Origin of the sequence: Clostridium sp. CMCC3677 (assembly GCF_023845585.1) — a bacterium.
Taxonomy (GTDB): domain Bacteria; phylum Bacillota; class Clostridia; order Clostridiales; family Clostridiaceae; genus Clostridium; species Clostridium aquiflavi.
Genome location: NZ_JAMQHS010000035.1, coordinates 1 through 546, shown reverse-complemented (window position 1 = coordinate 546; position 546 = coordinate 1). Strand labels below are relative to the sequence as shown.

Sequence of the window (546 nt, the reverse complement as noted above, 5' to 3'; positions counted from 1 at the left end):
GTTTAACTAGTAATTAAAATATACTTACTTCGAAAAAGAAGGTTTAATTTAATGTGGATTCTGTTCAATTTTGAGGGATCTTCCTCAAAATTTTTTTATGGGGGTATAGCTCAGTTGGGAGAGCACCTGCCTTGCACGCAGGGGGTCAAGAGTTCGAATCTCTTTATCTCCACCATTAGGGCTTATAGCTCAGCTGGTTAGAGCGCACGCCTGATAAGCGTGAGGTCGATGGTTCGAGTCCATTTAAGCCCACCATTGTTCTTTGAAAATTACACATAGTAAATTGTATATAATACAACAAGCCAAGAAATATATTCTTTGTAATAATTGAAATAATTACCTAGATAATTACTCAAATTAAAATTGGCATTGTGAAGTTTAGTAGTGATTAGTGCAAGGAAACAAGAAAGTTATGAAATGAGCAGTACTTATGTACGCGAATGAGTAAATTTCGTAGTTGACGAAGCAATAAGCGCTAATAAACGAACAAAAGGTCAAGCTACAAAGGGCGCATGGTGAATGCCTTGGCATCAGGAGCCGATGAAG

The 546-nt window shown here is 37.4% G+C and carries 2 tRNA genes; both read left to right on the top strand.

From position 1 onward, the window contains the following. The first annotated feature begins 99 nt into the window (after positions 1–99). Positions 100–175, top strand: a tRNA-Ala gene (locus tag NG901_RS16605). A 3-nt stretch (positions 176–178) separates the two neighbouring features. After that, positions 179–255: transfer RNA gene (locus NG901_RS16600), tRNA-Ile, on the top strand. The last annotated feature ends 291 nt before the right edge of the window (positions 256–546 follow it).